Origin of the sequence: Rhizobium subbaraonis, from assembly GCF_900220975.1 — a bacterium.
Classification (GTDB): domain Bacteria; phylum Pseudomonadota; class Alphaproteobacteria; order Rhizobiales; family Rhizobiaceae; genus Mycoplana; species Mycoplana subbaraonis.
In genome coordinates this window covers 211,115-237,494 of sequence record NZ_OBQD01000006.1, presented here as the reverse complement: position 1 = coordinate 237,494, position 26,380 = coordinate 211,115, and the positions used below count along the sequence as shown (strand labels likewise).

The window sequence follows — 26,380 nt, the reverse complement described above, 5'->3', positions numbered from 1 at the left end:
ATGACTGAGACCGTTCGAACCGGCGGGTGCCAGTGCGGCGCCGTCCGCTTCCGCATCCACGGCGCCCTCGGGCGTCCGTCCATCTGCCATTGCCGCATGTGCCAGAAGCAGTTCGGAGGCTTCTTCTCCGCCCTCGTCACCGCGCCGAAGGACGGGGTGGAGTGGACGCGCGAGGAACCCAGCTATTTCCAGTCGTCGGTCAATATCGACCGTGGCTTCTGCAGGAACTGCGGCACGCCCATGACCTACCGCCATCCCGGCGGGCTGGAAATCGCGATCGGCACCTTCGACGACCGTGCCGATCTCGCGCCGCAGATCCAGGTGAACTATGCGGCCCGTCTGCCCTGGGTCGAGACCATCTTCGATCAGCCGGTACATGACGATCAGGATTATTATTCGCGTCAGGAGAAGATCATCTCCTTCCAGCACCCCGATCACGAGACCGACCACTGGCCCGCCCACGGGCTGAAGATTTGAAGCTTGTGTGAAAGCGAAGGCCGGAATTGCCCCTCGTGCACACTGGCTTTCTGCTCCTAAAAGGGGCGAGCGGACGACGACCGTGCCGTACCTGCTTCTCGCCTCGGCGGGGATAAGGCGGCCGGCAGGCCGGATACGCGGCACAAAATGAAAGATCGTTCCCAGGGAGGGAACAGGTAATGACGAAAGAACGCATCTATCTCTTCGACACGACGCTGCGCGACGGCCAGCAGACGCCAGGCGTGGATTTCTCGGTCGAGGACAAGATCGCGATCGCCGCGATGCTGGACGAATTCGGCCTCGACTACGTCGAGGGCGGCTATCCCGGCGCCAATCCGACCGACACCGCCTTCTTCGACCGGAAGCGCACGACACAAGCCCGTTTCGTCGCCTTTGGCATGACCAAGCGTCCCGGCGTTTCGGCTTCCAACGATCCGGGGCTGGCGGCGCTGATCGCGGCGTCGAGCGATGCGGTCTGTCTCGTCGCCAAGAGCTGGGACTATCATGTCCGCGTTGCGCTCGGCTGTACCAACGAGGAGAACCTCGAAGCGATCGGCACCTCCGTGAAGGCCGTGATTGCGGCCGGCAAGGAGGCGATGGTCGATTGCGAGCATTTCTTCGACGGCTACAAGGGCAATCCCGAATACGCGCTTGCCTGCGCCCGGGCCGCCTACGACGCCGGCGCGCGCTGGGTGGTGCTCTGCGATACCAACGGCGGCACGCAGCCTCCGGAAATCCGCGAGATCGTGACGGCCGTCGTCGCCGCTGGCATCCCCGGTGCAAACCTCGGGATCCACGCGCATAACGACACCGGGCAGGCGGTTGCCAATTCTCTGGCTGCCGTGGACGCGGGCGTGCGCCAGATCCAGGGAACGCTCAACGGCATCGGAGAGCGCTGCGGCAATGCCAACCTTGTCACCCTCATCCCCACGCTCGTGCTGAAGGAGAGCTACAGCAGCCGTTTCGAGGTCGCCATCGATCGGCAGCGCCTGCAGGGACTGACGCGGCTGTCGCACCAGTTTGACGAGCTCCTGAACCGCTCGCCCGATCACCAGATGCCCTATGTCGGCGCCTCGGCCTTCGCCACCAAGGCGGGTATCCATGCCTCGGCCCTTCTGAAGGATCCGCGCACCTATGAGCACGTTCAGCCCGAAAGCGTGGGCAATCTGCGCAAGGTGATGGTGTCCGATCAGGGCGGCAAGGCCAACTTCATCAACGCGCTGAAGCTGCGCGGCATCACCGTTTCCAAGGACGATCCGAAACTCGACCGGCTGATAGAGATCGTCAAGGAACGAGAGGCGACCGGCTATGCCTACGAGGGGGCCGATGCCAGCTTCGCGCTGCTCGCCTACCGCACGCTGGGCTCGATCCCGGATTTCTTCCACGTCGAGAGTTTCCGCGTGATGGTCGAGCGGCGCTACGATGCCAACGGCAATCTGAAGACGGTCTCCGAGGCGGTGGTCAGGGTGCTGGTCGACGGCGAGACGATGATGTCGGTCGCCGAAGGGCACGGACCGGTGAACGCGCTGGACCTGGCGCTTCGCAAGGATCTCGGCAAGTATCAGAGCGAAATCGGCGACCTCGAGCTTGCGGACTACAAGGTGCGCATCCTCAACGGCGGCACGGAAGCCATCACGCGCGTCCTCATCGAATCGACCGATGGCACGGGCGCGCGCTGGTGGACGGTCGGCGTTTCCGACAATATCATCGATGCGTCCTTCCAGGCCTTGATGGACAGCGTCGTCTACAAGCTCTTGAAGAACCGGGGCGAGGCGGGGCGGATCGCCGCGGAATGATGGCGGCAGCCAGGGATGAAAGCATGAGGATGATGAAGAAGCTGGCGATGGTGGTGATCGCGGCGGGGAGCGCGGGGCTCTTGCTCGTGCTGCTCGGACAGCTCTCTCCCGCCGTCGAGGAGGTGCTCTACGGCAAGCCTCTCAGGTTCGATCCCGATGACGGGCTGGCGGTGCTGATGGTGGCGACGATCCTGGCGCCCGGCGCGCTGACGGCATGGCTCGCCGAGCTGCTGGCCGAAAGCCGGCTGGGCAGCCGCGCACGAGCAGCGCTGGTGCTCGTCTGCAACGGTCTCGTCACCGGAGCCCTGTTCGGGCTGTTTGCGACGCTCGACGATTATTTTACCGCGCCGGGGCTGGAGCCGACCTACGCCCTCATGGGGGCTGCCGCAGGCGCGGTCTGCGGTATCATCCAGTGGTCCATCCTGGCGCGAATGGCGACGCGCAACGGTGCATGAAGCTTCCCTGATCGATCCTTCAAGGAAATGAATTGGTGCATTCGCCGCCGTTCGACTAGGACGTTCCTGCACGAAGGTGCGTGGAGCGCGCGTTGTCGCCCGCGCCGGTGAGGAGCAGGATCCAGCATCATGAACGAAAAGAACAGCACGCCTCCGGCGGCGAACGGCGATTCGTTGCAGGGATTTCTCTTCGCGCTGACGGCCTATCTGCTCTGGGGCTTTCTGCCCTTCTTCATGAAGGCGGTGGCCCATATTCCGTCGACGGAAGTGGTCGCGCACCGTATCCTCTGGTCGGTGCCTATCGCCGGCATGGTGCTCGTCGTGCTCGGTCGCACGTCCGAGGTCCGCACGGCGCTGCGCACTCCGCGCATGCTGGCGATGGCTTGCCTGACGGCCGCGCTGGTCACCGTCAACTGGGGCATCTATGTCTGGGCGATCGGGGCAGGGCGCGCCATCGAGACGGCGCTCGGTTACTATATCAACCCGCTCTTTTCCATCTTTCTCGGTGCTGTGCTGCTGAAGGAAAAGCTGACCCGGGCGCAGATCGTGGCGATCGGTCTGGCGGCGACGGCCGTTGCCGTGCTGGCCATCGAGGCCGGGGGGCTGCCATGGGTCTCGCTTGCCCTTTGCATCTCCTGGGGCTTCTACGCCTTCTTCCGCAAGACGCTGCCGATTGGCCCCAATCAGGGCTTCTTTCTGGAAGTCCTGCTGTTGAGCGTTCCGGCGATCGGCTACATCGTCTGGCTCGAGACGACGGGCAGTGGTCATTTCGGGGATACAGGCATGGCTGATCTGCTGCTGTTGCTGGCAAGCGGCGTGGTCACCGCGGTGCCGCTGATGGTCTATGCCAACGGTGCCAAGCTCCTGAAGCTCTCGACGATCGGCATCATGCAGTACATTGCGCCGACGATGATCTTCATCATCGCCATCTTCGTCTTCCACGAACCGTTCGGCCATGCCCAGATGCTGGCCTTCGCCCTGATATGGGCGGCCCTCTTCGTCTATTCCGGATCGATGTTGCGAACCGCGCGCGCCCAGCGCGCGCGGGCGCTCAAGGGGGCGCCCGATCCTGCGCGCTGAGGCAGTGTTCGGCTAGAGGCGGGCGACGATCCCTGCTTCGCCCTCGCGGTCGACGGTGTTCGACCAGTGCTCGATGAGGGCGGGAACGATCTGGTCGGCCTCGTCGACGACGATCGGCTGTACCAGATGGGCGGCATGCACGAAGCCGGCATCGGCCATGTGGCGGATCAGCTTCAGCATCGGGTCCCAGAAGCCGCCGATATTGGCGAACACGATCGGCTTGCGGTGACGGCCGAGCTGCGCCCAGGTCATCACCTCGACGATTTCCTCCAGCGTGCCGATACCGCCCGGCAGAGCGACGAAGGCATCGGCGCGCTCGAACATCTTGTGTTTGCGCTCGTGCATGTCGGCGGTGATGATGAGCTCGGAGAGCTGGCCGAGAGAATGGCGCGTGGCCTCCATGTCGATGAGGAATTGCGGTATAATGCCTGTCACCCGGCCGCCTGCGGAGAGGACCCCGCTTGCGACGGCGCCCATGATTCCCTTGGTGCCCCCGCCATAGACGAGGCGAAGGTGATTCGTGGCAATCGAGCGCCCGAGCGAGCGACCGGCGTTGATATAGGCGGCATCGCGGCCCGGCTGGGATCCGCAATAGACGCATATGGCTCTGATCGGCATGGTTTCTTCGTTCATGGTCCGATTGAGCCATCCCTGACCCGCGATGGTCAAGAAAAATGACGAAAAAGGCGTGCCGCCACGGGTGCAGGAGTGTCGCAAGCTTGTGCAAACCCTCGGAAATCGCTAGCAATTTAGCAGAATAAGCGGCGCTCTGCCTGGAGACAGTGAAACATGAAGCACAAGACCGGCCTGGTTGCATTGGGGGTACTGGCGGCAGCCACGGCGCTGATGGTGTTCTTCGTCCTTCCGAATCTCGAAAAGGACAAGGCGCCCGAGGCGCCGCAGGATGCTGCACAGACCACGGCGCCGGCAGCCGAATCCGGGCCCGCCGCTACGACGACGACCGACGCCAAGGGCGCGCGCAGCGACAGCGCCGCAGGCGAGGCGGCCGCGACCGCCGCCGGCCAGGCAGCGCCGCAGGCAGGCTCTGCAGGCCCGGCCTCGGCGTGGCAGACCCCGTCCTTCGACGTGCTGCGTGTGGAGCCGGATGGCTCCACCGTGGTCGCAGGCCGCGCGGAACCCAACAAGACGCTGCAGATCCTCAACGGTCAGACGGTGGTCGCGACGACCGATGTCGGTCCCTCCGGCGAATTCGCCGCCGTCTTCGACAAGCCGCTGGCCGTCGGCGACCACGAGCTGACGTTGCGCATCCTGGGCGACGGCGGTGCCGCCAAGACCTCCGAGGAGGTTGCGACCGTCTCGATCCCGAAGGACAGCAGCGGAGAGTTGCTGGCCATGGTCGCCAAGCCCGGCGAGGCGAGCCGCCTGATTACCGTTCCGGACGAGACGGAGGCGGGGCAGGCGACTGCCGCTCCTGCGGCGGGCGGTACAAACGAGACAGCGGCCGTCGGACAGCCGGCCGATGCGGCCACGGCGGCCAACGGCACGTCGCAGGCGGACGCGGGCGCAGCTACAGCGCTTTCGCCGAACGTGCGCATCTCGGCCGTCGAGCTCGAGGGCGACAAGATGTTCGTGGCGGGCAGCACGCGGGCGGGTTCGCTGGTGCGCATCTATGCCAACGACAAGCTCCTGGGCGAGATCAAGGCCGATCCGCAGGGGCGCTTCGTGGTCGATGGCGTCATGCCGCTTCCGGTCGGCCGCCACGTGATCCGCGCCGATGTGATGAGCAACGACGTCTCCAAGGTCGAGCTGCGGGCATCGGTTCCCTTCGATCGTCCCGAAGGCGAGCAGGTGGCCGTCGTGGCGCAGGAGCCGGCAACGGACGGCGCTGCACCGACCCTCGGCCTGATCGACGCCGGTTCGTTCGACAAGCTCCGTGCCGAGGCGAACAAGGCGGTGGCGCTTTTGAGCGGCCTCTATGCCAACGGCGCGGTTCCGACCGCCGAACAGCTTGCGGCGGCGCGCTCCGCAACCGAGATCGCGCTGCAGTCGCTTTCAGAGTACAAGACGCCCGCCGGCAGCGCTGGCGAGGCGATCGCCGCGCGAACGGCCGCGGTTGCCGCCGAGGTGCTGGCGAAACTGAAGGCCTTGCCCGCCGATGCCGCAACCGTCGGCAAGTCGATCGGCCAGATCCAGACGGCGGTGAAGGACGCGCTGACACCGGCCACCAACGGCCAGGTGGCCGAACAGGCGCCGGCGCCGGCCGTTGATGTCGGGGCGCTGGAAAGCCGCGCGCTCGATCTTTCCCGCCGGTTCTCCGACCTGCTGGCCGATGCCGGTGCGACGCCTGAAAAGCTCGCTGCTGCCCGCGTCGAACTCGAAGGTGTCCTCGGCCAGGTCGTCGGCTATGCCGCGCCGACCGGTACCGATGCTGCAAGGCTGGCGCTCGTCGACAAGCTGAAGCTGTGGGCGCGTTCCGTCGTCGATGCGCTGTCGTCGGTGCCGGCGGATGCGCCGAAGACGGCTTACACAGGTGCACTTGCGAGCCTGCAGGCGCCGCCGGAAGCGTTGTTGTCGTCCAAGGACGTTGCCGCCGCCGGCAACGGCCAGCCGGCCGTCGCGCAGTCCGGCACCGCGACCGATGCCGCACCGGTGACAGGCCAGGAGCAGGCGGCGGTCAGCCAGCCGCAGACGATCGAGCAGGCGCCGCTGAAGGAGAGCAAGAACTCCGTCATCATCCGCCGGGGCGACACGCTTTGGCAGATCGCCCGCCGCGTCTATGGCCAGGGCGTGCGCTATACGACGATCTACCTCGCCAACGAGGACCAGATCACCGACCCCGACCGCATCCTGCCCGGCCAGATCTTCGGTGTTCCCGACAGCGCCATGCCGGAGACGGAGGCGGAGGAAATTCACCGCAAGCATGTGAAGGGCAACTGAGGGTCTTTCGCCTTTTCGCCGTCTGCAGCATTGCATCGCGCGGACGACGGTCCTATCTCACCAATGCGGCGTCCAAATCGGGCGCCGCATTTTTTCTTGAATAGGTAAGCCGGCGGCGGCCGGTCTGCGGAGGCGCGCATGGCGGCCACGACGAAGAAGACGGTTTCAGCCGACAGCAGCAATCCTCTCGGCACCCTGGTCAATCTGTGGCCGTACATGTGGCCGTCGGGCAGGCCGGACCTGAAGATGCGGGTGGTCTGGGCGACGGTGTTCCTGCTCGCCTCCAAGCTGGTGCTCCTGCTCGTGCCCTACTTCTTCAAGTGGGCGACCGATGCGCTGAACGGCCGGCTGGACGCGGTCGATCTCCTGCCGTCGTTCCTGCTCGGCGCCGTCATGCTGGTGCTTGCCTACAATTTCGCCCGCATTCTCCAGGCCGGCCTCAACCAGCTTCGCGACGCGCTCTTTGCCAGCGTCGGGCAATATGCGGTGCGCCAGCTCGCCTATCGCACCTTCGTCCACCTGCACCGCCTGTCGCTGCGCTTCCACCTCGAACGGCGCACCGGCGGCCTGTCGCGCGTCATCGAGCGCGGCACCAAGGGCATCGAGACGATCGTGCGCTTCACGATCCTCAATTCCATCCCCACGGTCATCGAATTTCTGCTGACCGCGATCGTCTTCTGGGCCGGCTACGGCTTCAGCTATCTTCTGGTGACTGCCGTCACCGTCGCGCTCTACATCTGGTTCACCGTCCGGGCCAGCGACTGGCGCATCTCCATCCGCCGCTCGATGAACGACAGCGACACGGAGGCAAACACCAAGGCGATCGATTCGCTTCTGAATTTCGAGACGGTGAAATATTTCGGCAACGAGGAGATGGAGGCGAAGCGCTTCGACCAGTCGATGGAGCGCTACGAGAAGGCGGCGACCCAGGTCTGGACATCGCTCGGCTGGCTGAACTTCGGCCAGGCCCTGATCTTCGGAATCGGTACCGCGATCATGATGGTCATGTCGGCGCTGGCCGTCCAGCGCGGCGAACAGACGATCGGCGACTTCGTCTTCGTCAACGCCATGCTGATCCAGCTGGCGATCCCGCTGAATTTCATCGGCTTCGTCTATCGCGAGATCCGCCAGGGCCTCACCGATATCGAACAGATGTTCGATCTGCTCGAGGTTCAGGCCGAGGTGGAGGACGCCCCGGATGCGAAGCCGCTGAAGGCGGGCGCCGGCGCGATCGTATTTCGCGACGTGCATTTCGCCTACGATCCGGCGCGCCCGATCCTGAAGGGCGTGTCGTTCGAGGTGCCGGCGGGCAAGACGGTCGCTATCGTCGGCCCGTCGGGAGCCGGGAAGTCGACGCTGTCGCGGCTTCTCTATCGCTTCTACGACGTCCAGCAGGGGTCGGTCACCATCGACGGGCAGGACGTACGCGAGGTGACGCAGAAATCGCTTCGCTCCGCGATCGGCATGGTGCCGCAGGATACCGTGCTCTTCAACGATACGATCGGCTACAACATTCGCTATGGCCGGCCCGCCGCAACCGACGAAGAAGTGAAGGCCGCTGCCGACATTGCCCAGATCAGCGGTTTCATCGATCACCTTCCGGGCGGCTTCAAGGCCATGGTGGGCGAGCGCGGCCTGAAACTCTCCGGCGGCGAAAAGCAGCGCGTCGCGATTGCCCGCACGATCCTGAAGAGCCCGCCCATCCTGATCCTCGATGAGGCGACATCGGCGCTCGATACCCGGACGGAGCAGGAGATCCAGACGGCGCTCGATCTCGTTTCAAAGAACCGCACGACGCTGGTCATCGCCCACCGGCTTTCGACGGTGGTGGGCGCCGATGAGATCATCGTCCTGAAGGACGGCCTGATTGCCGAGCGCGGCACCCACGCCGGCCTGCTGCGTCAGGGTGGTCTCTACGCTTCGATGTGGAACCGCCAGCGCGAGGCGACCGAGGCGGAGGAGCATCTGAAGCAGGTGCGCGAGGCCGACGAAATGGGCGTGGTGATCCGCAAGGCGCCGGCAAGCTGAAGCCGGCGCGCGAAAGCACGGAGCGGATCGCCGCTCGCATGGCATGGCTTCTGCGCATGTCAGGGTCGCAACACCGCTGCACGCTCTTGCGCCACATGCCTCAACTCACCAGTTCCGGGGCATGGACGATGCCTCGTTCGCTGGCAAGCGCAGCCTTTGCCACCGTCCGCAGAAAGGCGAACCAGTTTTCCTTCTCGCTCAGGCTGCCGATGCCGAGCTGCCGGCGGACCCGGTTGAGCGCCTGCTCGGTCTCCGGCCCGAAGACCCCGTCTGCGCCGGCATCGCCGACGCTCTGGTTGAACAGCTTCGTCAGCGCATACTGGACGAAGATGACATGGCTGCGCGCGTCGCGCTTGAAGCGCGGGGCCGAGCCGTTGTCGAAGTGAAGATGGTCCTCGTGGGCCCTGTTGTAGTCGTGATTGAGCACGGTGCCGAAATGCAGCCGCAGCACCGCCTCGATCGCCAGATAGAGAAACGGCCGTTCGGGAAAGGTCTTTGCCACCCATCGGGTGCCGTCGGCGAAGATGAGGGCATCCAGGTCGAAAGCCCTGTTTCTGTAGTGATAGGAGGCGCCGCTTCCCTCCCGGCCGACGCCACCGCTCCAGACCTGCGCAATGTCGAACTCCCCGGCGGCCAGCACTGCTTTCAGATCATCGAAGCAGGCTGTGCACTGCGCCAGGAAATCCGCATCGATGTAGGGGCGCATCGGCACGGCAGTGCGGCCGTAGGAGCTACCGTTGAAACGGTCGTAATAGAGAGGCAGTCCTGAAATCCTGTCGACGCGGGTAAGTGCCATGTCATCCTCCTACCTTTGATTGTATAAAATATCTATACAACCAAAATAATCATTCAGCCACCGCCGTCTGGTGGCCATTATGGGCCTTGGAAGTTGCATGGCGCCCTGTTCAGATGTGGATGCCTCTCCCGGAGGAACGGCAACTTGCCCCGCCGCATTGCTACCGCGCCGGTTTCGCGCTAGTTGCAAGGCACGTAAAAGCGGAGAAGCATGGCATGAGTCTGGTTGATACGGTGCGTAACACGCTGGTTCCCGTCCATCGCGACGGGTGGAAGTTCGTTGCCGCCTTCTTCGTGGTGTCGGTGATCCTCGGCTTCCTGTGGGAGCCTTTGATGTGGATCGGCTTCATTCTGACAGCCTGGTGCGCCTACTTCTTCCGGGATCCCGAACGCGTGACGCCGCAGGATCCGGATCTCGTCATCAGCCCGGCTGACGGCCGCGTTTCTGCCATCGCCATGGTGACGCCGCCACTCGAGCTGGAACTCGGCTCGGAGCCAATGCTGCGCATCTCCGTCTTCATGAATGTCTTCAACTGTCACGTGAACCGTTCGCCGATGCGCGGCAGCGTGCGTCGGATCGCCTATCGCGCCGGCCGCTTCCTCAATGCCGAACTTGACAAGGCCAGCCAGGAGAACGAGCGCAACGGTCTCGTCATCGACACCGCCCACGGCGAGATCGGCGTCGTCCAGATCGCCGGCCTCGTGGCGCGCCGCATCGTCTGCTGGACATCGACGTTCGATCATCTCGAAGCCGGCGAGCGTTTCGGCCTGATCCGTTTCGGCTCGCGGCTCGACGTCTTCCTTCCGGCCGGCGCCGAGGCGCGTGTCTCCGTGGGGCAGACGGCGATCGCAGGCGAGACTGTGCTGGCCGAATTCGGCTCTGCCAAGGGGCCGACACTGGGGCGCCGGGGTTGACAGATCGAGGCGCGCGCACGATGTCGGATACGTTGATCCGTCGACGCCAGACGTCGTGCGCCCTGCCGCTCCAGCAAAGCGATACGAGATGAAGACGCCGTTTCACCCCTATGAACCGAACGGACCCAATGATGAAGCCCGCGGGCCCCGCCTGCGGCAGATTCCGCTACGGGTCATCATTCCGAACCTCATCACGATCCTTGCGATTTGCGCCGGCCTGACCGGCATCCGCCTTGCCTTCGAGAACCGCTACGAACTCGCCGTCGCCATGGTGCTACTGGCGGCTTTCCTCGATGGCATCGACGGGCGCGTCGCCCGCCTGCTAAAGGCGACGTCCAAGTTCGGCGTGCAGATGGATTCGCTGGCCGACATCGTCAATTTCGGCGTGGCGCCGGCGCTGGTGCTCTATGTCTTCGTGCTGGACCAGGCCCGCTCCATCGGCTGGATCGCCGCGTTGATTTTCGCCATTGCCGCCGGCCTGCGGCTGGCCCGCTTCAATGTCATGTCCGAGCGGGAGAACAAGGCGAGCTGGCAATCGGAGTACTTCGTTGGCGTGCCGGCTCCCGCCGGCGCCATGCTCGTGCTCCTGCCCGTCTATGTCGGCTTCCTGGGCGTTCCCCCCAGCACCCCCTTCGCGCTGATCTCCTCGGCCTACACCGTCCTGATCGCCTTTCTGCTCGTCAGCCGTGTTCCGGTCTGGTCCGGCAAGTCCGAGGGTAGCCGCATTCGCAGGGACCTTGTCCTGCCCGTCATGCTCGTCGTCGTCATCTATGTCGCGACGCTGATGAGCTTCACCTGGGAGACCATGGTGGTGACGGTGGCGCTCTATCTGGCGTCCCTTCCGTTCGGCGCGCGTGCCTGGTATCGCAAGTACGGCGGCTGGCCGTCGACCGATACGGCGGTGGAAAACCAGTTCGCCGGCGAGGGCGAAGACGAACACTGAGGCTTCGCGCTTCCCTTGCGAGCAATTTCCGCCTTTAGCGGCTGTCCGGCGCGGCATGCAAATGCCGGGCATCAGCCTTGCAATTCCATCCGCTGCCTTGCCATTGAAAAGCATCCTTCGCCGTGATAGTTACCATGCTATTCGATAGCATGCTAATTATATACGAGCTATGAAATGTCCGCCTCAAGCCCCAATGATGTCATCCTCGAAGAACTCTCACGTGCTGGCCGCAAGATGCGGGCGCTGTTTGACGCGCGGGTGAAGGAGAGGGGGCTGACGCTGTCCCGCGCGCGCACCCTGCTCATACTGTCGAAGCGGCAGGGCCTGACGCAGCGCGAGCTTGCCGAGGAGCTGGATATCGAAACGCCGACGCTCGTCCGCCTTCTGGACGGCATGGAGAAGCAGGATTTCATCGAGCGCCGCAATGTCGACGGCGACCGCCGCGCCAAGCAGATCTTCATGACATCTGGCGGTCAGATCGTGGCCCGCGAAATACAGGAATTGGCGCATGAGCTCAGGCGCGACCTCTTGAAAGGGGTCAGCGAAGAGGACATGGCGACGACGCTGCGGGTGCTGCGGAATATCTCCGCCTGCGCGTCCACCTCCTGTCGGGAAAGCGTGTGACCATGCGCGCGGTTACCATCAACGACCAGGAGATCGGCAGCGGCGCAACGACCGCGTCCGCCCGACCCGCGCCAGCGAACGACGACCTCGCTCCGGCAGATCTCTCGGCGGCACAGGAACCTGCTTCCGAAGCAGAACAAGCCGCGCCGGTACCGCCGGCCGCCGCCGCACCGACCCGAACCATGCCGGCCTTCGCCTATTTCTGCGCATCCACGCTGCTGGCGCTCGCCCAGGGCTTCGGGATGAACATGATCGCCGGCAACCTGCCGCAGTTCCAAGGGGCCTACAGCGCGACGCAGACGGAAGCCACGTGGTTGATCGCAGCCTATCTGGCACCGAATGTCAGCCTATCGGTGGCGCTTATCAAGGTCCGACAGCAGTTCGGCATTCGGACGTTTGCTGAATGGAGCATCGGCGTCTTCGTGCTCGTGTCCATCCTGCATCTGTTCGTCACCGACCTCCAATCGGCCATCGCCATCCGCTTCATTGCCGGCATCGCCGCAGCCCCGATGTCGGGACTGGCCTTTCTCTACATGATCGAGAAAGTATCGCCCCAGCATAAGCTCACATATGGGCTCACGGCTGCGCTGACCAATATCGCGCTCATGCCGTCGCTGACGCGAGTGCTTTTTCCGGCCCTCTTCGATCTTGGCGGTGTGCATGCCCTCTATCTGTTCGAACTCGGCCTCGCCATGATGGCGTTCGGGGCGATCTATCTTGTGCCGCTTGCCTCCCCGCCGCGCGCGAAGGTGATCGAGCCGCTGGACGTCATAAGCTACCTGTTCGTCGCTGTCGGCTTCGCCGCGCTGGCCATGGTCCTGACGACGGGACGGCTCTACTGGTGGCTGGAGGCGCCCTGGATCGGAAAGGCGCTGGTCGTATCGTTCATCTGCCTTGCCGCGGCCGCCCTGATCGAGCTGAACCGGAAGCAGCCGTTCTTCGACATTCGCTGGCTGACGAGCCCCGAGATCGTGCATTTCACCGTGGTGCTGCTGCTGTTTCGCCTGCTTCTGACCGAACAGACGGCGTCGGCCACCAACTTCTTCCTCATCCTCGGCCTGCAGGCCGACCAGCTGACCGGCCTCTATTCCGTGATCGCGGTCTCGACCGTGTTCGGCGGCTTGCTGTGCGCGCTCGTCATCAAACCCGGGCGCGAACCGCACATTCACCTGTTCTGTCTGGCCCTGATCGCGATCGGCGCCTTCATGGACAGCCGCGCCACCAACCTGACCAGGCCGCACGACATCTATCTCAGCCAGGGGATGATTGCGGTTGCTTCCGCCATGTTTCTGCCTCTCACCATGGGACAGGGGCTCGCGAACGCGTTGAAGAAGGGGCCGAACTACATTTTCTCCTTCATCATCCTTTTCCTGGCGACCCAGAGCCTCGGCGCGCAGATGGCGTCTGCCGCGTTCGGCACGCTGATTACGCTGCGGGAGAAGTTCCACTCCAATATTCTGGCGCAGACGATCACGATGACGGACCCGATCGTCGCCAGCCGTGTCAGCCAGCTTTCGGCCGCTTACGGGCATACCCTGACCGACAGCGCGCTTCTCAAGGCCGAAGGCACCAATCTTCTGAGCCAGCAGATCACCCGCGAAGCAAATGTGCTCGCCTACAACGACGTCTTCCTGCTGATCAGCGTTCTTTCGGCGGGTGCGGCCCTTTGCCTGCTCGCTCACGTCACCTTCAACGCAATCAAGAACCGTATCCGCGACCGCCATGGCGCAGAAGCGCCGGTCGCCGCCTGAGTAAATGCCATGAAAAAACTTCTGACAAATCTCGCATCCGCCATCGCCGTCGCCATGGGTGTCGGCGGGGTGACGCTCGTCCTCTACGCCTGGGACCTGCCGCCGTTCCAAAGTGAAGTCCAGGTCACCGACAACGCCTATGTGCGCGGCTCGGTCACGCTCATCAGCCCGCAACTGTCCGGCTACATCGTCGACGTGCCGGTGAAGGATTATGAGACGGTGAAGGAGGGGCAGGTGCTCGCCCGCCTCGACGACCGCATCTTCCGCCAGAAGGTGGACCAGGCCAAGGCGACGCTTGCGGCGCAGGAGGCCGAACTCGCCAACTCGCTCCAGCAGGAGCGGGCGGGCCAGGCGAAGATCGGCGCCGGCAAGGCCGCGGTCGACAGTGCCGAATCGGCCCTGCGTCGCGCCAACGAGAACTGGAACCGTGTCGAGCGTCTCGCCGGCAAGGGTGTCGTCTCCGAAAGCGAGCGGGAGCAGAGCCGTGCGACGCTGGATCAGGCCGAAGCCGCCGTCAGCCAGGCCAAGGCCCAGGTGGAAGTTGCAAATCAGGACCTGCAATCGATCATCGTCGGGCGCGACGCGCTGCGGGCGGCGGTCGCCGGCGCAAAGGCGGCGCTTGAGCTTGCCGAGATCGATCTAACCAATACCCGCATCACCGCGCCGCGTGACGGGGTTGTCGGCGAGGTCGGCGTCAAGCTCGGCCAGTATGTGTCAGCCGGAACGCAGTTGATGGCGGTGGTGCCGGAGGGGACGTGGATCATCGCCAATTTCAAGGAGACACAGCTTAGCCGCATCCGTACCGGTCAGGCCGTGACCTTCACCGTCGATGCACTCGACAACGTGCAGCTGCATGGCCATGTCGAGCGCTTCTCTCCGGCCGCAGGCTCGGAATTCAGTGTCATCAAGCCAGACAACGCCACAGGCAACTTCACCAAGGTCGCCCAGCGCGTTCCGGTGCGCATCGCGATCGACCCCGGCCAGCAGCAGGCGAAGTACCTGGCGCCGGGGCTCTCGGTGGTTGTCCGCACCGTCGTGGGGGGCGCAACCGATACGGCGGCGGCGGGAACGGTCGCCCAGCCACAGGGCTGAAGCCGGGCGACGCAATGAAAAGCCCCGCGTATCCGGCAGATGCGCGGGGCTTTCGATTGTCCGAATTCTGCCGCGGTTCTCAGCTCGGCATGTGGTAGTCGACGATCTTCTTCTCGCGGACGATGAACAGCTTTCCGGTCTCGGTCATCTCGGGGCTGACCAGCGGCATGAGCGCCTGGGCCACCTCGGAAGGATGGGGCACGGTCGAGGGATCCTCGCCCGGTATCGCCTGCGCCCGCATCGCCGTCCGCGTTCCGCCCGGATCGACCGAGAGAATGCGCAGCGGCGTGCGCTGCGTCTCGCCCGCCCAGGTGCGCGCCAGCGCCTCGACGGCCGCCTTGGAGGCGGAGTAGGGGCCCCAGAACGGCTTGCACTTGTGTGCGGCGGACGATGACAAGATCAGCGCGCGGCCGGCGTCGGATTTCAGAAGCAGCGGTTCCACCGAGCGGATCAGCCGCCAGGTGGCGGTGACGTTGATGTTCATCACCTTCTCGAACACCTTCGCCTCGACATGGCCGATCGGCGAGATGGTACCGAGCACGCCGGCATTGGCCACGAGGATGTCGAGCTTGCCCCAGCGCTCGAAGATCGAGCCGCCGAGCTTGTCGATCGCGGCCATGTCGGCCAGATCGAAGGGCACCAGCGTAGCGCTGCCGCCGACGGCCTTGATGGCGTCGTCCAGTTCTTCCAGTCCGCCGACCGTGCGCGCGCAGGCGATCACATGCGCGCCGCGCCTGCCGAGTTCGAGTGCCGTGAAATAGCCAATGCCGCGCGAGGCGCCGGTGACCAGCGCGATCCTGCCCTTCAGATCGATATCCATCATGTCCGTCCCATATCCGTGCCGGCCAGAAGATAAAGAAAAAGGCCGCGTTACCGCAGCCTTCTAAAGCGTTCGTTCCGAAATGGAAACCGCAAGCGTGCCTTAGCCGTTGCTGGCAAGCACGGAAACCTTGCGACCCATCGTCTCGCCATCCTTGTCCAGGAGTCTCGTCGGGTAGTCGCCGGTGAAGTAGTGGTCGGTGAACTGCGGCCGGGTGTCGTTACGGTCCTCGCCGCCGACGGCGCGATAGAGGCCGTTGATCGAAAGGAACTCCAGCGAATCCGCGCCGATATATTTGCACATGGCTTCGAGGCTGTCGTACTGGTTGGCGATCAGCTTTTCGCGGTCCGGCGTGTCGATGCCGTAGAAATCCGGATAGTAGATGCGCGGGCTTGCCACGCGCAGGTGCACCTCGGTTGCGCCGGCGTCGCGGATCATCTGGACGATCTTCAGCGAAGTCGTGCCGCGCACGATGGAATCGTCGACGAGCACGACGCGCTTGCCCTCGATCATCGCCCGGTTTGCCGAATGCTTCAGCTTCACGCCGAAGGCGCGGATCTGCTGCGTCGGCTCGATGAACGTGCGGCCAACATAATGGTTGCGGATGATGCCGTATTCGAACGGAATGCCGCTTTCCTGCGCATAGCCCAAGGCTGCCGGCGTGCCGCCGTCGGGCACCGGAACGACGACGTCGGCCTCGACCGGGGATTCCTTTGCCAGGTTGATGCCCATGTTCTTGCGTGCGACGTAGACGCTGCGGCCGCCGACCATCGAATCCGGCCGCGCGAAATAGACGTATTCGAAAAGGCAGAGCCGTTCGGGCTGGCCGGTGCCGGCCTTGCGGGCGTCGATCGAGATCGAGCCGTCCGGCTGGACCTCGCAGATGATGACCTCGCCGTTCTCTACGTCGCGGATAAACTTCGCGCCGATGATGTCGAGTGCGCAGGTTTCGGAAGCGAAGATCGGCTTGCCGTCGAGTTCGCCCATGACCAGCGGGCGGATGCCGATCGGATCGCGTGCGGCGATCAGCTTCGTGCGCGTCATCGCCAGCATCGAATAGCCGCCCTCCATCTGGCGGATCGCATCGATGAAGCGGTCGGCGGTGGAGGTATAGCGCGACCGGGCGATCAGGTGCAGCACGACTTCGGTATCGGAGGTCGACTGACAGATGGCGCCGCCGGCGATCAACTGGCGACGGAGCGTCAGGCCGTTGGTGAAGTTGCCGTTGTGGGCGATGGCGATGCCGCCGACTTCAAGCTCGGCGAACAACGGCTGGACGTTGCGAAGGGCGACCTCGCCAGTGGTGGAATAGCGGGTATGGCCGATCGCGATGAAGCCGGGCAGCTTGGCCAGCGTCGCCGGGTCGGTATAGTGGTCGCCGACGAGGCCCATGCGCTTTTCGTTGTGGAACTGCTTGCCGTCGAAGGTGACGATGCCGGCCGCCTCCTGGCCGCGATGCTGCAGGGCGTGCAGGCCAAGTGCGGTCAGCGTGGCTGCGTCCGGATGGCCCAGAATGCCGAAGACGCCGCATTCTTCATGAAGCGTATCGCCGTCCAGATCGCTGTCGGAACGGTGGGCGGAAACGGATAGTTCGGTCATGTGCTGCAAGCCTTTGATCGGGACGGTACTGGGTTGCACTTAAGTTCGCTTCATCCGGCGCCGTGTCGGCTTCTTCACCGGAAATGCGTGTGGCGCGGCCCGAATTCACTTCGCCTGACCGCGATGCCTATATGTGTATTCCTTAACGACTTTACCACCGAAGTCCGGAGGCTTCAGTGGTAGCTGCTTTTACCCTACCAGATTTTCGCTGCGGCTGCTCTCGCGAAAAATGCGGAGCAGCCTTGCATCGTCATCCGTTCGTTGCGGGGGCGTCCTCTGCCGGCTCCTCGCCGGTGGCGGGAGCCCGCCCTGTCGTCCCGTCCGTGCCGTCGGTCGGCGTTTCGGTGCCCTCGGCGGGTGCGCGGCGGCCGAGCAGGCGGTCGCGGATCTCGTTGTCGGCGTTTTCCGGCAGCAGTGCCACCAGCTTGCTTCCGAGATTGTCGAGCAGCGGCTTGGACTTTGCGCTCTCGATCCAGCTTGGGCGCTGCTGGGGTGTCACCAGCCAGTTGAAGAACAGCATGGCGACGACCACGAGCAGGATGCCGCGCGCCGCCCCGAACAGGAAGCCCAGCGTGCGGTCGAGCGCGCCGATGCGGCTGTCGATGATGAAGTCGGCGATCCGCATGGTGATGAAGGAGATCACGATAAGCGCGACGAGGAAGACGACGCCGGCCGAGCCGATGATCGCGACGGTATCGCTTGCCGTATACTCCTTCGCATAGGGAACGAGCACGGGATAGAGGAAGTAGGCGGCAGCGGCGGCTCCCACCCAGCTTGCGACTGACAGGACCTCGCGCGAGAAGCCGCGCACCATCGCAAGCACTGCCGAAAACAGCGCAACGCCGATGACGATGCCGTCGAGAAGTGTGATGGGCATGTTTGTCTTACTCCAGACCAGAAATGTCTATCGACCCGGACGCGAATTGCACCGGCACCTTAGCCGATCGCGTCAGCGGCGTCTCAATTCGGTTCATCGGCAACGAACTGTTTCCACAAAGCTTTGCCTATTTCGCGGCCGGCTTGCCGCTTGCGCATCAGTCCTCGTCGGTCGGCCGCGTCAATGCGCCCTTCGAACCGGCGATTTTCGCCACCAGGTCCGGCAGGCTGTCGATCTCTGCCCAGCGCCCGCCATTGCCCTTGGGCAGCTCGGCGGAACCGGCGGGAAGCACCGCCTGCGAGAAGCCGAGCTTTTCCGCCTCCTTCAGGCGCTGGCCGGTGTGCGAGACCGGCCGGACGGCGCCCGACAGGCTGACTTCGCCGAAATAGACGCAATCCGCCGGCAGGGCAAGGCCGGCCAGTGACGAAACGAGGGCTGCCGCCACGGCGAGATCGGCGGCGGGTTCGGAGATGCGCAATCCGCCCGCGATGTTGAGATAGACGTCGTGCTGGCCGAGCCGCACGCCGCAATGGGCCTCCAGCACCGCAAGGATCATCGAAAGCCGGGCCGAATCCCAGCCGACGACGGCCCGCCGCGCCGTTCCGAGCGAGGTCGGCGCGACCAGCGCCTGAACCTCCACCAGCACCGGCCGCGTGCCCTCCATGCCGGCGAAGACGGCAGCACCGGGTGCCTTTGCGTTGCGCTCGCCGAGAAACAGTTCGGAGGGGTTGGTGACCTCCCGCAGCCCCTTGTCTGACATTTCGAACACGCCGATTTCGTCGGTAGGGCCAAAGCGATTCTTGACCGTGCGCAGGATGCGGTAGTGGTGGCCGCGGTCGCCCTCGAAGTAGAGAACGGCGTCCACCATGTGCTCGACGACGCGGGGACCGGCGATCTGGCCCTCCTTGGTGACGTGGCCGACGAGCACGACGGCGGCCCCCGTCTGCTTGGCGAAGCGGATCATCGCCTGTGCGCCGGTGCGCACCTGCGTCACCGTGCCGGGTGCGGATTCCACGATGTCGCTCCACAACGTCTGGATCGAATCGATGATGGCGAGATCCGGCCGCTTGCCATCGGCCAGCGTCGCCAGGATGTCCTCCACATTGGTCTCTGCTGCCAGGAGCACGTCGGTCTCGGCAGCGCCCAGCCGCTGTGCGCGAAGCCTGATCTGCGCGACGGCCTCTTCGCCCGAGACGTAGATGACGCGCTGGCCCCGCCGCGAGAGGGCGGCGGCCGCCTGCATCAGCACGGTCGACTTGCCGATGCCCGGATCGCCGCCGACCAGCACCGCCGAGCCGCGCACGAAGCCGCCGCCGGTGACCCGGTCGAGTTCGGATATCCCGGTCTCGATGCGCGGCGCCTCCTCGATCTCGCCGGACAGCGTCGTCAGCGCGACCACGCGGCCCTTCTTCGGCGTCTTGCCCGGGCCGCCGCCGATGCCGCCCATCGGGTCTTCCTCGACGACGGTGTTCCATTCGCCGCAGGCGTCGCATTTGCCGACCCAGCGCGCATGCACGGTGCCGCAGTTCTGGCAGACGAATTGGGTGCGCGCCTTGGCCATCAGGTCTCGCTTTCGGTGAAGTCGTCCGGCGACAGGCTCTGCCGGCCGTGAAGGATGCGGATGATATGGAGATGAGAATCGGTCAGCCGGAAATACACCGCCCGGTCGCGATAAGCAAAGGATCGCAAACCCGGGCTGACTTCGTGGCGATCGATACCGGTCAGGCCGAGATCGGCGAGGTGAAGCATTTTCGCGTGGACATCGAGAATGAAGCGGTCGGCGGCGGGCGGGTCCTGATGGGCAATGTGGCGATGAATGGCACGGAGATCGGCGCGCGCCGTCGTTGTATAAGCGACCCGGCGGCGCTTAATGGCCGGACTCCGACCGACGGACAATATCGTCCAGCAGGCTCTCGGCAGTGTCATATTCGTGGAAGCGGCCGGAGCGGATGTCGGCGTCTCCCTCCTCGATCAGCCGCCGCAATTCGGTGAGCTGCAGTTCGTCCCGCTCCAGCAGGCGCAGCCCCGCGCGCACGACCTCGCTGGCGTTGTTGTAGCGGCCCGAGCTGACCTGCTCGTCGATAAAGGCTTCGAAATGTTCGCCGACGACGATGGATTTCTTTGCGTTCGACATGCCGACCTCCGCTGCTCTCGCTGAGCTTAACACAGGGGGAGAACAGTTCCTACCGTGCCTCGATATAGTCGCGGCGGTAGCGGGTGCCAAGGCTGGTCAGCAGCACGTAGTCGATCGTGCCGCCCGCCTTGGCCACGGTCTCGATCGGCATGTGCGGGCCGAACAGCTCGATGAAGTCGCCGGGCCGGACCGAGCCTGCCGGGAGGTCGGTCACGTCGAAATGGGTGAGGTCCATGGTAACCCGGCCAATCAGGGGCACATGGCGACCGTGAAGATAGCCCTTCGCCCCGGAACTCACCGTCTGGCGCAGCGGCACCCCGGCGCCCGACAGGCTTCGCAGGTACCCGTCCGCATAGCCTATGGCCGCAACTGCGATGCGGCTGTCGCGCGAAAGCACCGCGGTGGCACCATAACTGACCGCTTCGCCGATCCTGGCCTCGCGCACCAGCAGAATGCGGGCCTCGGCGGTAACGACCGGCTTCATGGGATTCGGCTCGCCGTTGACGGCTGCACCGCCATACACGGAAATGCCGGGCCGGGTCAGGTCGAAGTGGAAATCCTCGCCGAGGAAGACGCCGGCGGAATTGGCAAGGCTCGCCTCCACGCCGTCGAAGGCACGCGCGGCGGCGCGGAAGCGGTCGAGCTGCATCCGGTTCATCGGGTGCAGCGGGTCGTCGCCGCAGGCGAGATGGCTGAGAATCAGCACCGGGGAAAAGCTCGCCGGTCGCACGGGATCGTTCGCCAACGCCAGCGCTTCGCCGGGCGACAGCCCCAGCCTGTTCATGCCGGTGTCGACCTGAAGGGCGCACGGATAGTCCCCGCGCTCTGCGATCGCCGCCATGAACACTGCGAGCTGCTCGCTGGAAGCGATGACGGGAACGAGATCGTGTTCGAAGAACAGATCCTCCGATCCGGCCCACATGCCCGAGAGAACGAAGATGCGGCCGTCCGGAGCAGTCGGGCGCAACGCCCGGCCTTCCGCCGGCGTCGCCACGAAGAAATCGCGCGCTCCGGCGCGGTAAAGCGTTCGCGCCGCAGCTTCCAGGCCGATCCCGTAGGCATCCGCCTTGAGCACCGCCGCCGTTCTTGCCTTGCCGGATTTCTTTGCCATCAGACGCCAGTTGTCGGCGAGCGCCTGGAGATCGACGGTCAGTCTGGCGGCTTCTTCGCCGATCTGGCCGGCAGGAAAGGACGAGATGGTGGAGGCGTCGGCACTTTTCGTCATGTCTCTGGAATACAAGGTCCGGCATTCAGCAGCAACAGGCTTGAGGGCGGAGGCGGGTATTCATCGCGGCGGCGGCGCGGAACGACAAACGGGGGATGCGTTGCGCGCCACCTTCGTTCCCGGTTGCACACGGGTTGTGGATGTGGGTTCTTTGGCAACGGGATTCTCGTCGCGGCGAGAACCGACGCCGTATTGAACCAGAGCCTATCCGATGAACAGATTTCTCGCCACAGGGGTGATTGCCATCACGATCTTTGCTGCGCCGCTTCAGGCACCAGAGGCGCACGAGCCCGTCGATCCCGCCTCAATCGACGTCCGCCACGCCTATGCGACGCTGCTTGGCCTCGATCTGGAAGGGGAGGAGCCGGTCACGGACGGGGAGACGGACGTCTATCGTTCCTCGCCCGACAGTGCGCAGGCTCCGCGCCTGGTCACCCGCCTGGAAGTCAGCGGCAACGCCTGCCTCGTACGGACAACGTCCGCGCTGCAATCGCCAGGCGGCTGGGCGGTGCTGTCCCTGACGCGCGTGGACCTGCGCAAGGTCGAACACGCCGTCGCTTACGCGTCGGTGGACGACCTGATTGCGGAACACAATCCGCTGGCGCCCGCCGACCCCGGCGCGCGACAGATGGTGCTGGAGGGCCGTGGATTGAGCTGCACCACGCGCATTTCCCTCGACGGCGCCTCCAGAGGTGCGGCCAGTGCCTGCGAGGACCGCCTGGATATATCGATGATCGATGACCAGCAGGCCGCGCGCGTTCGCGCGGCGCTGGAGCTGATGGGACGAAAGTGCGGCATTGAGGCCGTTGTCCGCTGAGCGGGCAGGCGATGCGGCGCCGCGTCCCTGCTGCCGGGGCCCTTCAGCTGCTTGCGAGCGGGACGCGGTTGTTCAGTGTTCCTCGTACTGCGAGAACGAGGGGTCCGCGAGATCGGCGAAGCGGGTGAATTCGGACTGGAAGGCGAGCTTCACCGTGCCGGTCGGTCCGTGACGCTGCTTGGCGATGATCACGTCGGCCGTGCCCTTCACCTGCTCCATCTTCATCTTCCACTCTTCGTACTTCGGGTCGAACTCATCGCGCGGCTCGAGGTTCTTCACGTAGTACTCCTCGCGGAACACGAACAGCACGACGTCGGCGTCCTGCTCGATCGAGCCCGATTCGCGAAGGTCGGAGAGCTGCGGCCGCTTGTCCTCGCGGCTTTCGACACCACGCGAAAGCTGTGAAAGCGCGATGATCGGAACGTTCAGTTCCTTGCCCAGCGCCTTCAGGCCGGTGGTGATCTGGGTGATTTCCTGCACGCGGTTGTCGCTGGATTTGCCCGAGCCGGTCATCAGCTGGATATAGTCCACCACGAGGCAGTCGAGGCCGCGCTGGCGCTTCAGGCGGCGCGCGCGGGCGGAAAGCTGGGCGATCGAGATGCCACCGGTCTGGTCGATGTAGAGCGGCACCTTCTGCATCATCTGGCTGCAGGCGACGAGCTTTTCGAAATCGGCCTCGGAGATATCGCCGCGGCGGATCTTCGAAGACGAAACTTCCGTCTGCTCGGAGATGATACGGGTCGCAAGCTGTTCGGAGGACATTTCGAGCGAGTAGAAGCCGACGACGCCGCCGTTCTTTGCCTTGAACGATCCGTCAGCCTGCACCTCCGGCTCATAGGCGGCTGCGATGTTGTAGGCGATGTTGGTGGCAAGCGAGGTCTTGCCCATGCCGGGACGGCCAGCGAGCACGATCAAGTCCGAGCGCTGCAGGCCCCCCATGCGGGCGTCGAGCGAGTGGATGCCGGTGGAAATGCCCGACAGCGAGCCGTCGCGCTCGAAGGCCTGACCGGCCATGTCGATGGCGAGCGCAACCGCATCGTTGAACGACTGGAAGCCGCCGTCGTAGCGGCCGGTTTCCGCCAGTTCGAACAGGCGCCGCTCGGCGTCCTCGATCTGGTTCTGCGGCGGCATGTCGAGCGGGGCATCATAGGCGATGTTGACCATGTCCTCGCCGATGGTGATCAGCGAGCGGCGCAGCGCCAGATCGTAGATGGCGCGGCCATAGTCTTCCGCGTTGATGATCGTCACCGCTTCGGCTGCAAGGCGCGCGAGGTACTGCGGTATCGTCAGGTCGCCGACGCGGCCGTCGGCCGGCAGATGCGTTTTCAGCGTGATCGTCGTTGCGATCTTGCCCATGCGGATCGTGTCGCCGGCCAGCTCGAAGATCTTCCGGTGCAGCGGCTCGTTGAAATGGATCGGCTTGAGAAAGTCCGAGACGCGGTAGTAGGCGTCGTTGTTGACCAGGATGGCGCCCAGAAGCGCCTGCTCCGCCTCGACGTTGTTCGGCGCCTCGCGATGGTGCACTCCTAGGTCGTCGCGGCCCGGACTGGCAAGCTTACGTACGGCGTCGTTCATCTGGCCCGAATCTCCCGAATCCCATTTGCAGTGAAGTGCCTGCTTTCAACCGGGGTGGCGCACGGGTCAAGCGTCGTCTTCATGCGGGGCGACGGTAGCGCGACACCGAATCAGTCTTGGACACAGTCTTCGACCTTTCCACAGCCGCTCCATTGCGCAAAGGCCACAGCAGCGAAAAATTCCCCCCGTCCAGCGGCAAACCGCGGCAGCGAGCTTGACGAAGAGTGCAGAAGATTCGCGCGGCAGGAGTGCGGCGCGGGGATGGGGCTTGCCTTGCTGCCGCGGTCGGCTGCGTGCCTTTCAGGGGGGCGGCCGTTGGCGGCGCACGTTTCTGCGCCGTCCTCCAGATGTGCTGACGGCAGCAACTCCGACCCCGTGACCTGAGGCGGCCGGCACGCGGCGGCACCGGCCGGGTCCTTCAGATCGAGGCTTCCTGTGGAAACTTCCGCGCACCCGCGCGGGCCTTGCCGTCGCCCTCGCGCGCCTTCAGGCAGCCTTCGCCACGCTCCAGATAGTCCCGCGTCAGAGGTACGGCTTCCTGTTGGTGGGCGAGCTGCAACTGGAACACGACGAGGTTCTGCCAGCGGAACGCGCTTTCCGAAGCGGCGAGATAGAACTCCCAGATCCGGCAGAATCGCTCGTCATAGAGCGCCTTGGCTTGGTCGCGCCGTGCCATGAAGCGTTCGCGCCAGTGCCGCAGCGTTTCCGCATAGTGCAGCCGCAGGATCTCGATGTCCGTGACGCCGAGACCGGACTTCTCGATCGCCCGCATCACCTCCGAGAGAGCAGGGATGTATCCGCCCGGAAAGATGTACTTCTCGATGAACGGGTTGTTGGTGGCCGGCGCATCCGTCCGCCCGATCGTGTGCAGCAGCATCACCCCGTCGCGTTTCAGGAGCGAGGCGGCCTTGCGGAAAAAGGTCAGGTAGTTCGGCCGCCCGACGTGCTCGAACATCCCGACCGAGACGATCCGGTCATAACTGCCGGGCGCGTTTCGGTAGTCCTCCAGCAGGAAGCTTACTTCCTGCTCCAGCCCGGCGTCCCTGGCGCGCTGGCTCGAGACCGCATGTTGCTCGTTCGACAGGGTGACGCCGGTCACCTGTGCGCCGAGGTTGCGGGCGAGATACAGGGCCATGCCGCCCCAGCCGCTGCCGATGTCGAGGACGGACAGTCCCGGCCGCCCCATCGCCAGCTTGGCGGCAATATGCCGCTTCTTGGCAAGTTGCGCATCGTCGAGGCTTTGTTCGGGATCTTCGAAATAGGCGCAGGAATACTGCTTGTCCTCATCCAGGAACAGGTCGTAGAGGGCGCCGGTCAGGTCATAGTGATGCTGGACGTTGTTGCGGGATCGGCGGATGCCGTTTCTCTCGCGCAGCCAGCGCATGAGATAGCGGGCCCGGTCCAGAAGCCGGTTCCAGCGGCTGTCGTAATACTTGAAATCCGGATTGCCGGTGAACACCGTTTCCAGCAGGTCGTACATGTCGCCCTGGACGAGATCGATATCGCCGGTACCGTAGTAATGGCCGAGATAGAAGGCGGGGTCGAAGACCAGACCGCGCTCGGCGCGTTTGCTGTTGAGGCGGATGTGAACGGGTTTTCCGGTGCCGTCGCCAGCCGTCATCGAACGACCGTCGCTGAATGTCATCGTCAGATTTCCGCGTCGCACCAGTCGGGAAACCGTAGAAGCAAGCACAAACTTCATCAGCACACTCCATCGCATACTGCGGCGGAGCGGGTCTGGTCGGGTAACCGGCCTGGTAGCGGCCCGACCGCCATTCCAGTCTGATTTCCCTAAATGATAACAAAAAAACCCGGATTTCAACCCGGGTTTTTCGCGTTAACCGCGTGCTGGTGCGGCGGGGTACCCGCCGCCTGGCCGCAGGTGGTCTCAGGCTTCTTCGCCTTCGTTGTCCGCTTCCGGATCGAAGAAATCTTCCGGCTTCAGTGCGTCTTCGTCTACGCCGTAGATGGCGTCGGCCGAGGTCAGGGTCTCGCCCTTGGCCTGGCGCTCGGCTTCTTCGGCAGAACGTGCGACGTTGATCTGGACGGCGATTTCGACTTCGGAGTGCAGGTGCAGGACGACGCTGTGCAGGCCGATCGCCTTGATCGGGGTGTTCAGCTCGACCTGGTTGCGGCCGATGTTGAAGCCTTCCGAAGCAAGCGAATCGACGATATCGCGGGCAGCGACCGAACCGTAGAGCTGGCCGGTTTCGCCTGCGGAGCGAACGATGACGAAGGCCTTGCCGTCAAGCTTCTCGGCAACCTTCTGGGCTTCCGACTTGCGCTCGAGGTTGCGAACTTCCAGCGTGGCGCGCTCGGATTCGAAACGCTTCTTGTTGGCTTCGTTGGCGCGCAGCGCCTTGCCGAGCGGCAGCAGGTAGTTACGGGCAAAGCCGTCGCGGACCTTTACCGTTTCGCCCATCTGGCCAAGCTTGGCGATGCGCTCGAGGAGAATGACTTCCATGTTGAGTTCCTTTCT

The 26,380-nt window shown here is 64.4% G+C and carries 24 protein-coding genes; 12 read left to right on the top strand and 12 right to left on the bottom strand.

Going from position 1 to position 26,380, the window contains the following annotated elements; all coding sequences use genetic code 11:
* From CRO48_RS11190 to rarD, 4 genes are all read left to right on the top strand, one after another.
* A complete protein-coding gene (locus CRO48_RS11190; protein WP_097139181.1) occupies positions 1-477 on the top strand; it encodes a GFA family protein in 477 nt (158 codons plus the stop codon).
* Positions 478-656: 179 nt separating this feature from the next.
* On the top strand, positions 657-2,273 hold the full coding sequence (gene cimA, locus CRO48_RS11185; RefSeq protein ID WP_097139179.1) for a citramalate synthase: 1,617 nt from the start codon (positions 657-659) through the stop codon (positions 2,271-2,273).
* Positions 2,274-2,296: 23 nt separating this feature from the next.
* On the top strand, positions 2,297-2,728 hold the full coding sequence (locus tag CRO48_RS11180) for a hypothetical protein (protein ID WP_141402039.1): 432 nt from the start codon (positions 2,297-2,299) through the stop codon (positions 2,726-2,728).
* 129 nt (positions 2,729-2,857) lie between these two features.
* On the top strand, positions 2,858-3,808 hold the full coding sequence (rarD, locus tag CRO48_RS11175) for an EamA family transporter RarD (protein ID WP_097139175.1): 951 nt from the start codon (positions 2,858-2,860) through the stop codon (positions 3,806-3,808).
* A gap of 12 nt (positions 3,809-3,820) precedes the next feature.
* Here rarD and CRO48_RS11170 read toward each other — a convergent pair whose 3' ends face one another.
* Positions 3,821-4,441 (bottom strand): LOG family protein, encoded by a 621-nt coding sequence (locus CRO48_RS11170; RefSeq protein ID WP_097139174.1) that lies wholly within the window; start codon positions 4,439-4,441, stop codon positions 3,821-3,823.
* A gap of 156 nt (positions 4,442-4,597) precedes the next feature.
* On the opposite strand from CRO48_RS11170, the gene CRO48_RS33240 reads away from it, so the two are divergent.
* Together CRO48_RS33240 and CRO48_RS11160 are read left to right on the top strand one after the other, a co-directional pair.
* Positions 4,598-6,706 (top strand): LysM peptidoglycan-binding domain-containing protein, encoded by a 2,109-nt coding sequence (locus CRO48_RS33240; RefSeq protein ID WP_280952661.1) that lies wholly within the window; start codon positions 4,598-4,600, stop codon positions 6,704-6,706.
* Between the two features lie 138 nt (positions 6,707-6,844).
* The gene (locus tag CRO48_RS11160) at positions 6,845-8,734 is read left to right on the top strand and encodes an ABCB family ABC transporter ATP-binding protein/permease (protein WP_097139172.1); all 1,890 of its coding nucleotides are present in this window, start codon (positions 6,845-6,847) and stop codon (positions 8,732-8,734) included.
* A gap of 100 nt (positions 8,735-8,834) precedes the next feature.
* On the opposite strand, the gene CRO48_RS11155 is transcribed toward CRO48_RS11160, so the two are convergent.
* Complete coding sequence (locus tag CRO48_RS11155; protein ID WP_097139170.1) at positions 8,835-9,530, bottom strand: extensin family protein; 696 nt, start codon at positions 9,528-9,530, stop codon at positions 8,835-8,837.
* Between the two features lie 113 nt (positions 9,531-9,643).
* On the opposite strand from CRO48_RS11155, the gene CRO48_RS11150 reads away from it, so the two are divergent.
* From CRO48_RS11150 to CRO48_RS11130, 5 genes are all read left to right on the top strand, one after another.
* Positions 9,644-10,444 carry a phosphatidylserine decarboxylase gene (locus tag CRO48_RS11150; RefSeq protein ID WP_342588261.1) on the top strand — a complete coding sequence of 267 codons (801 nt, stop codon included), beginning with the start codon at positions 9,644-9,646 and terminating at the stop codon, positions 10,442-10,444.
* Positions 10,445-10,532: 88 nt separating this feature from the next.
* Positions 10,533-11,387, top strand: a complete 855-nt coding sequence (gene pssA, locus CRO48_RS11145; protein WP_097139165.1) for a CDP-diacylglycerol--serine O-phosphatidyltransferase — start codon at positions 10,533-10,535, stop codon at positions 11,385-11,387.
* Between the two features lie 174 nt (positions 11,388-11,561).
* Positions 11,562-12,011 carry a MarR family winged helix-turn-helix transcriptional regulator gene (locus CRO48_RS11140; RefSeq protein ID WP_097139163.1) on the top strand — a complete coding sequence of 150 codons (450 nt, stop codon included), beginning with the start codon at positions 11,562-11,564 and terminating at the stop codon, positions 12,009-12,011.
* A gap of 182 nt (positions 12,012-12,193) precedes the next feature.
* Complete coding sequence (locus tag CRO48_RS11135) at positions 12,194-13,762, top strand: MFS transporter (protein ID WP_407071920.1); 1,569 nt, start codon at positions 12,194-12,196, stop codon at positions 13,760-13,762.
* A 9-nt stretch (positions 13,763-13,771) separates the two neighbouring features.
* The gene (locus CRO48_RS11130; RefSeq protein WP_097139161.1) at positions 13,772-14,854 is read left to right on the top strand and encodes an HlyD family secretion protein; all 1,083 of its coding nucleotides are present in this window, start codon (positions 13,772-13,774) and stop codon (positions 14,852-14,854) included.
* A gap of 79 nt (positions 14,855-14,933) precedes the next feature.
* Here the strand turns inward: CRO48_RS11130 and CRO48_RS11125 are convergent, their stop codons facing one another.
* From CRO48_RS11125 to alr, 7 genes are all read right to left on the bottom strand, one after another.
* A complete protein-coding gene (locus tag CRO48_RS11125; RefSeq protein WP_097139414.1) occupies positions 14,934-15,674 on the bottom strand; it encodes an SDR family NAD(P)-dependent oxidoreductase in 741 nt (246 codons plus the stop codon).
* Between the two features lie 102 nt (positions 15,675-15,776).
* Positions 15,777-17,273, bottom strand: coding sequence for an amidophosphoribosyltransferase (gene purF, locus CRO48_RS11120; RefSeq protein WP_097139159.1), 1,497 nt, complete (start codon positions 17,271-17,273; stop codon positions 15,777-15,779).
* A gap of 250 nt (positions 17,274-17,523) precedes the next feature.
* On the bottom strand, positions 17,524-18,150 hold the full coding sequence (locus tag CRO48_RS11115) for a CvpA family protein (protein WP_097139157.1): 627 nt from the start codon (positions 18,148-18,150) through the stop codon (positions 17,524-17,526).
* 157 nt (positions 18,151-18,307) lie between these two features.
* A complete protein-coding gene (gene radA / locus CRO48_RS11110; RefSeq protein ID WP_097139154.1) occupies positions 18,308-19,711 on the bottom strand; it encodes a DNA repair protein RadA in 1,404 nt (467 codons plus the stop codon).
* Positions 19,711-20,076 (bottom strand): type II toxin-antitoxin system RelE/ParE family toxin, encoded by a 366-nt coding sequence (locus CRO48_RS11105; RefSeq protein ID WP_097139152.1) that lies wholly within the window; start codon positions 20,074-20,076, stop codon positions 19,711-19,713. The genes radA and CRO48_RS11105 overlap by 1 nt, the downstream gene beginning before the upstream one ends.
* Positions 20,018-20,284, bottom strand: coding sequence for a type II toxin-antitoxin system ParD family antitoxin (locus CRO48_RS11100; protein ID WP_097139150.1), 267 nt, complete (start codon positions 20,282-20,284; stop codon positions 20,018-20,020). The genes CRO48_RS11105 and CRO48_RS11100 overlap by 59 nt, the downstream gene beginning before the upstream one ends.
* Positions 20,285-20,333: 49 nt before the next feature.
* Positions 20,334-21,509, bottom strand: a complete 1,176-nt coding sequence (alr, locus tag CRO48_RS11095; protein WP_097139147.1) for an alanine racemase — start codon at positions 21,507-21,509, stop codon at positions 20,334-20,336.
* Between the two features lie 211 nt (positions 21,510-21,720).
* On the opposite strand from alr, the gene CRO48_RS11090 reads away from it, so the two are divergent.
* Positions 21,721-22,326: a hypothetical protein gene (locus CRO48_RS11090; protein ID WP_097139145.1), complete on the top strand. Its 606-nt coding sequence runs from the start codon at positions 21,721-21,723 to the stop codon at positions 22,324-22,326.
* A gap of 72 nt (positions 22,327-22,398) precedes the next feature.
* On the opposite strand, the gene CRO48_RS11085 is transcribed toward CRO48_RS11090, so the two are convergent.
* The 3 genes from CRO48_RS11085 to rplI all read right to left on the bottom strand — a co-directional run bounded on the left by CRO48_RS11085 (position 22,399) and on the right by rplI (position 26,365).
* Positions 22,399-23,901, bottom strand: a complete 1,503-nt coding sequence (locus CRO48_RS11085; protein ID WP_097139143.1) for a replicative DNA helicase — start codon at positions 23,899-23,901, stop codon at positions 22,399-22,401.
* A gap of 418 nt (positions 23,902-24,319) precedes the next feature.
* Positions 24,320-25,546, bottom strand: a complete 1,227-nt coding sequence (locus tag CRO48_RS11080) for an SAM-dependent methyltransferase (protein WP_245423490.1) — start codon at positions 25,544-25,546, stop codon at positions 24,320-24,322.
* Positions 25,547-25,789: 243 nt separating this feature from the next.
* A complete protein-coding gene (gene rplI, locus CRO48_RS11075) occupies positions 25,790-26,365 on the bottom strand; it encodes a 50S ribosomal protein L9 (RefSeq protein WP_097139139.1) in 576 nt (191 codons plus the stop codon).
* Positions 26,366-26,380 lie beyond the last annotated feature (15 nt).

What these genes read in the sequence shown, in the direction of transcription:
- CRO48_RS11190 (WP_097139181.1), top strand. Translation starts at nt 1, where the DNA reads ATGACTGAGACCGTTCGAACCGGCGGGTGCCAGTGCGGCGCCGTCCGC.
- cimA (WP_097139179.1), top strand. Translation starts at nt 657, where the DNA reads ATGACGAAAGAACGCATCTATCTCTTCGACACGACGCTGCGCGACGGC.
- CRO48_RS11180 (WP_141402039.1), top strand. Translation starts at nt 2,297, where the DNA reads ATGAGGATGATGAAGAAGCTGGCGATGGTGGTGATCGCGGCGGGGAGC.
- rarD (WP_097139175.1), top strand. Translation starts at nt 2,858, where the DNA reads ATGAACGAAAAGAACAGCACGCCTCCGGCGGCGAACGGCGATTCGTTG.
- CRO48_RS11170 (WP_097139174.1), bottom strand. Translation starts at nt 4,441, where the DNA reads ATGAACGAAGAAACCATGCCGATCAGAGCCATATGCGTCTATTGCGGA.
- CRO48_RS33240 (WP_280952661.1), top strand. Translation starts at nt 4,598, where the DNA reads ATGAAGCACAAGACCGGCCTGGTTGCATTGGGGGTACTGGCGGCAGCC.
- CRO48_RS11160 (WP_097139172.1), top strand. Translation starts at nt 6,845, where the DNA reads ATGGCGGCCACGACGAAGAAGACGGTTTCAGCCGACAGCAGCAATCCT.
- CRO48_RS11155 (WP_097139170.1), bottom strand. Translation starts at nt 9,530, where the DNA reads ATGGCACTTACCCGCGTCGACAGGATTTCAGGACTGCCTCTCTATTAC.
- CRO48_RS11150 (WP_342588261.1), top strand. Translation starts at nt 9,644, where the DNA reads ATGTGGATGCCTCTCCCGGAGGAACGGCAACTTGCCCCGCCGCATTGC.
- pssA (WP_097139165.1), top strand. Translation starts at nt 10,533, where the DNA reads ATGAAGACGCCGTTTCACCCCTATGAACCGAACGGACCCAATGATGAA.
- CRO48_RS11140 (WP_097139163.1), top strand. Translation starts at nt 11,562, where the DNA reads ATGTCCGCCTCAAGCCCCAATGATGTCATCCTCGAAGAACTCTCACGT.
- CRO48_RS11135 (WP_407071920.1), top strand. Translation starts at nt 12,194, where the DNA reads ATGCCGGCCTTCGCCTATTTCTGCGCATCCACGCTGCTGGCGCTCGCC.
- CRO48_RS11130 (WP_097139161.1), top strand. Translation starts at nt 13,772, where the DNA reads ATGAAAAAACTTCTGACAAATCTCGCATCCGCCATCGCCGTCGCCATG.
- CRO48_RS11125 (WP_097139414.1), bottom strand. Translation starts at nt 15,674, where the DNA reads ATGGATATCGATCTGAAGGGCAGGATCGCGCTGGTCACCGGCGCCTCG.
- purF (WP_097139159.1), bottom strand. Translation starts at nt 17,273, where the DNA reads ATGACCGAACTATCCGTTTCCGCCCACCGTTCCGACAGCGATCTGGAC.
- CRO48_RS11115 (WP_097139157.1), bottom strand. Translation starts at nt 18,150, where the DNA reads ATGCCCATCACACTTCTCGACGGCATCGTCATCGGCGTTGCGCTGTTT.
- radA (WP_097139154.1), bottom strand. Translation starts at nt 19,711, where the DNA reads ATGGCCAAGGCGCGCACCCAATTCGTCTGCCAGAACTGCGGCACCGTG.
- CRO48_RS11105 (WP_097139152.1), bottom strand. Translation starts at nt 20,076, where the DNA reads ATGACACTGCCGAGAGCCTGCTGGACGATATTGTCCGTCGGTCGGAGT.
- CRO48_RS11100 (WP_097139150.1), bottom strand. Translation starts at nt 20,284, where the DNA reads ATGTCGAACGCAAAGAAATCCATCGTCGTCGGCGAACATTTCGAAGCC.
- alr (WP_097139147.1), bottom strand. Translation starts at nt 21,509, where the DNA reads ATGACGAAAAGTGCCGACGCCTCCACCATCTCGTCCTTTCCTGCCGGC.
- CRO48_RS11090 (WP_097139145.1), top strand. Translation starts at nt 21,721, where the DNA reads ATGAACAGATTTCTCGCCACAGGGGTGATTGCCATCACGATCTTTGCT.
- CRO48_RS11085 (WP_097139143.1), bottom strand. Translation starts at nt 23,901, where the DNA reads ATGAACGACGCCGTACGTAAGCTTGCCAGTCCGGGCCGCGACGACCTA.
- CRO48_RS11080 (WP_245423490.1), bottom strand. Translation starts at nt 25,546, where the DNA reads ATGACATTCAGCGACGGTCGTTCGATGACGGCTGGCGACGGCACCGGA.
- rplI (WP_097139139.1), bottom strand. Translation starts at nt 26,365, where the DNA reads ATGGAAGTCATTCTCCTCGAGCGCATCGCCAAGCTTGGCCAGATGGGC.